We start from the raw sequence: 3,856 nt of genomic DNA, 5'->3' as shown, positions 1-3,856 counted from the left end.
CCCAAAAAAAAAAATCGGGTGTATTATTTTGTGTTTCTTCGCTCGCAAAAAGAAAAATATTTTTTCTAAGTTCAAGTTGATTTGTAAACCATTTTGGGTACCAAACAGCTTTGAAATCGGAAAAATCATCCCACGTTTCAGAATTTGTTTTATTTGAAATACGAATTAAAAATAATTCCGGATTTTTAATATGAAGAGCCCCACAAGTTATAGAATATGCAGATTTATAATATTCTATGAGTTGTTTGTTTCTTTTGCTGTTTTGAGTCGCTTGGGTTAAAAGAATTCCTAAAGAAAATACATCTGATAAAGTAAAATCGGATTCTTGATCTAAAAAATGTAAATAATTACCCGAAATTCTATCAAGAGATCTTCTTTGTGCTGCAGTAAAAATAGAAGACATGGAAACCTCAAAAAGTTACTAAAAATAAAAAAATATTTTTTATTTAAAAAGTAACTTCTCTGAGAAGTTCAGGATTGTCAAGAACGCGTCCCGAGCCAAGTACAACAGCAGTTAAAGGATTTTCAGCAACAACAATAGGAAGTCCTGTTTCTTCACGTAATAAAACATCTAAATTTCGAATGAGAGCTCCACCACCAACTAAAACAATTCCTTTATCAACAATATCTGCCGCTAATTCAGGAGGTGTTTTTTCAAGGGCAAGGCGTACCGCTTCGACAATTGCATTTACGGGTTCCTGCATTGCTTCACGAATTTCTTCGCTTGTTACTTCAATCGTTTTTGGAATTCCAGCAACAAGGTCACGGCCTTTTACTTGCATGGTGCGAATTTCTTCTTCAGGATAAGCAGATCCAATAGCAATTTTAATTTGTTCTGCCGTTCTTTCCCCAATTAAAACGTTAAAACGTCGTTTTAAATAATTTACAATGGATTCATCCATTTTATCACCACCAACCCGAACGCTTTTTGAATAAACAATACCTAATAAAGATATTACAGCGACTTCTGTTGTTCCACCACCAATATCTACTATCATATTTCCGCTTGCTTCATGAATGGGCAAGTCTGCTCCAATTGAAGCAGCCATAGGTTCTTCAATTAAATAAACAGAAGAGCAACCTGCAGATTCAGCGGATTCACGAACAGCTCTTTTTTCTACTTCTGTAATTCCATATGGAATACAAATAACAGCTCTGGGTCTGACAAGGGAACGGTGATTATGAGCAACTCCAATAAAGTAACTTAACATTTTTTCTGTTAATTCAAAGTCGGCAATGACACCGTCTTTCATAGGACGAACCGCTTCAATTGTGCCAGGAGTTCTTCCAAGCATTTCTTTTGCAGCTCTACCAACTGCTTTTACAGTACGAAGTCCACGGGAGTCACGTTGAACAGCAACTACCGACGGTTCGTTTGCCACAATCCCTCTGTTTTTAACATAAACTAAAGTGTTGGCAGTTCCTAAATCAATAGCTAAATCGTGGGAAAGTAGCCTAAAAAACCAATCAAACATGGATCCTCCCTAGGGAAATTGGAGAGAATGAACTTAAGTGCATTCAAAGTTTAATTCATGCTATATCAAAAAAGGTATCACTTTGAGAACGGTTATTCTATCAAAACAAACCAATTTTTACTCTATTGAAAAGAATATTGAACAGGACTGTTTGTTCCTACCACCTGGATAGCAACAATTTCTGTAACCATATTTTGAGCAAATCGAGGGGGTACTGTCATCGGAAATACTTGTGACACAACCTCTTCAATCATTTTATCCACAGCGGAAAAATCCTTTTGTGGAACCCTTTTGTGAGAAAGGTTTTCGAACTTTTGAAGGGATCCGTCCCCCTTAATATAAAGTTTATAGTACACGATATCTCCTGGACGTAGTGGGGAACTTGGTGGAACCCATCTTTCACGAGAATTCCAAATACCTGAAAATTTTTCTTTGAACTCTTGACTAAATTGATAAAGCCCTAAATCCTTTACAGAATAACGTTCCCTAATTTTAGGACCATTTCTAGGGGTGAGATCATCTCCTACAACAGGAATGTCACCGCTATCGCCTTCAATTTTTTGTTGTTTTTGAGTACTTTTACGGAGCTCATCAATATAAGCAGAGCTTGAATTTGGTAAAAAGGAATCTAACCCATTTGTAGGGTTTTTTTGAATATTTTTGGGTAGAGAGACAGGTTCATCCTTATTGTTTTTTGTAGGTATTCTCTTCGATATAAAAGGATTTTTTTTGGCTTCGCGGTCTGGTGAAAGTAAGCTTTCGGGAACTAAAGTTTTACTTTTAGAGTTTGGATTATTATCAGTAAGAACACCTCCAGAATGATTTTTAGGAATATTTTTTAACCCTAATTTTTTATTGGAATGTTCATGATTCGGAGATGAATTTGATATTTGCCCATCTGTAAAACGAATATGGATAGGTGGTTTACTTGGTGCAGTTGAACTTGTTATCTCTTTAAATTGATTTTCATTTGGCTTAAAATAATATAAAAAGTAGCCAAATAGAACATGAATTAAAACAGAAATGAATACAATATACTGCAAGTTATCCTTTTTTTCAGGATAAAGCCATATGGAGTAATGAATTTCTGTTTCGCGAAAAGCCAAAAGGATAACCTCATATCTTATTGAGTCGATTAGTAATTTTATTCTTAATCAACTATAGGGATGTAGCATCAAGTACTCCCATTGTCACCGCTATAAAATAGGTGTAACACAAAATGAATCCATATATGGAGGAATTATTGCCATGGATCTTGCTTTTTTTCCACATTTTAGTCTTTTTTCAAGCCTTTCTGAGAAAGAAATTAAAACCCTTTCAAAATATTTTGAACACTTAACCTTTAAAAAGGGTGCCACCATTTATACACCCGGACAAGTAAGAGACAAGCTTCGTCTCATTTTAAAAGGTCGTATCGAAGTATCGGCTCAAACCTATGATTTTGAAGAACCAACAACAATTTATGGTCCTGGTCAGTTTCTTGGGGAAGCCGCACTGCTTCAAGAAGGTACCCTTCATAAAGCAAAATCCATTGCGGTAACCAATGTTGAAATGGTAATTCTTTCACGAGCAAATTTTCTAAAATTAATGAAAGAACATCAAGATATTTCTTGTAAAATTCAAATGAATATTGGGACATTTGTCTTTAATAAACTTTCACGTGGTGCAAGTCATGGAAACGTTCATTTTTCTGGCTATGGTTCCGGTAAAAAACGCCATGAACACGATCTTTTAGGTGATAGAGAAATTTCAGATGAAGCTTATTATGGTGTTCAAACCTTAAGAGCAATTGAAAACTTTAATATTACGGCTGTGGTTTTAAGAGATTTTCCTGTATTTATTAAAGGATTAGCTCAAGTAAAAAAAGCCGCAGCGCTTGCCAATTGCGAAATTGGAGTCCTTGAAAAAGAAATTTCCGAACATATTGTTATGGCCTGCGACGAAATTATTGCAGGTCATTGGCATGATCAATTTTTGGTTGACATGATCCAGGGGGGAGCGGGAACCTCAACAAATATGAATGCGAATGAAGTGATTGCAAATAGAGCGTTAGAGCTTTTGGGAAAACAAAAAGGGGAATATCATTTTATTCACCCAAATAATCATGTTAACTTAGGCCAATCTACCAACGACGCTTATCCAACTGCAATTCGTTTAGCAGCTCTTCAATCCATTCCTGCTTTAGTAGAAGCTTTAGAAGAGCTTTGTGAGACCTTGTCTGAAAAAGGCAGGGAATTTTCTGATGTGATAAAAATGGGTCGGACACAATTACAAGATGCCGTGCCAATGACTTTAGGCCAAGAATTTGAAGCCTTTTCTGTCATGTTAAGTGAAGATATTGCCCGTATTCGAGAAGGTTCAAAACTCTTTTTAGAATTAAG

Annotated in this window: 4 protein-coding genes; 1 reads left to right on the top strand and 3 read right to left on the bottom strand. The window is 35.7% G+C overall.

Annotated elements, in window-relative coordinates; all coding sequences use genetic code 11:
* The 3 genes from ACIQ56_RS15450 to ACIQ56_RS15440 all read right to left on the bottom strand — a co-directional run.
* The coding region (locus ACIQ56_RS15450; protein ID WP_397601940.1) for a hypothetical protein at positions 1-403 on the bottom strand (403 nt) is incomplete at its 3' end.
* A gap of 43 nt (positions 404-446) precedes the next feature.
* Positions 447-1,475: a rod shape-determining protein gene (locus ACIQ56_RS15445; protein WP_148697668.1), complete on the bottom strand. Its 1,029-nt coding sequence runs from the start codon at positions 1,473-1,475 to the stop codon at positions 447-449.
* Positions 1,476-1,597: 122 nt separating this feature from the next.
* Positions 1,598-2,581, bottom strand: coding sequence for a hypothetical protein (locus ACIQ56_RS15440; RefSeq protein ID WP_397601939.1), 984 nt, complete (start codon positions 2,579-2,581; stop codon positions 1,598-1,600).
* A 142-nt stretch (positions 2,582-2,723) separates the two neighbouring features.
* On the opposite strand from ACIQ56_RS15440, the gene ACIQ56_RS15435 reads away from it, so the two are divergent.
* Positions 2,724-3,856: lyase family protein (locus ACIQ56_RS15435; protein WP_397601938.1), on the top strand; the 1,133-nt coding region annotated here is incomplete at its 3' end.

The organism is Silvanigrella sp. (assembly GCF_044369315.1).
GTDB lineage: Bacteria > Bdellovibrionota_B > Oligoflexia > Silvanigrellales > Silvanigrellaceae > Silvanigrella.
Note: the sequence above shows the minus strand (reverse complement) of the source record. Positions and strands in the feature narration are given on the sequence as shown.

What these genes read in the sequence shown, in the direction of transcription:
- ACIQ56_RS15445 (WP_148697668.1), bottom strand. Translation starts at nt 1,475, where the DNA reads ATGTTTGATTGGTTTTTTAGGCTACTTTCCCACGATTTAGCTATTGAT.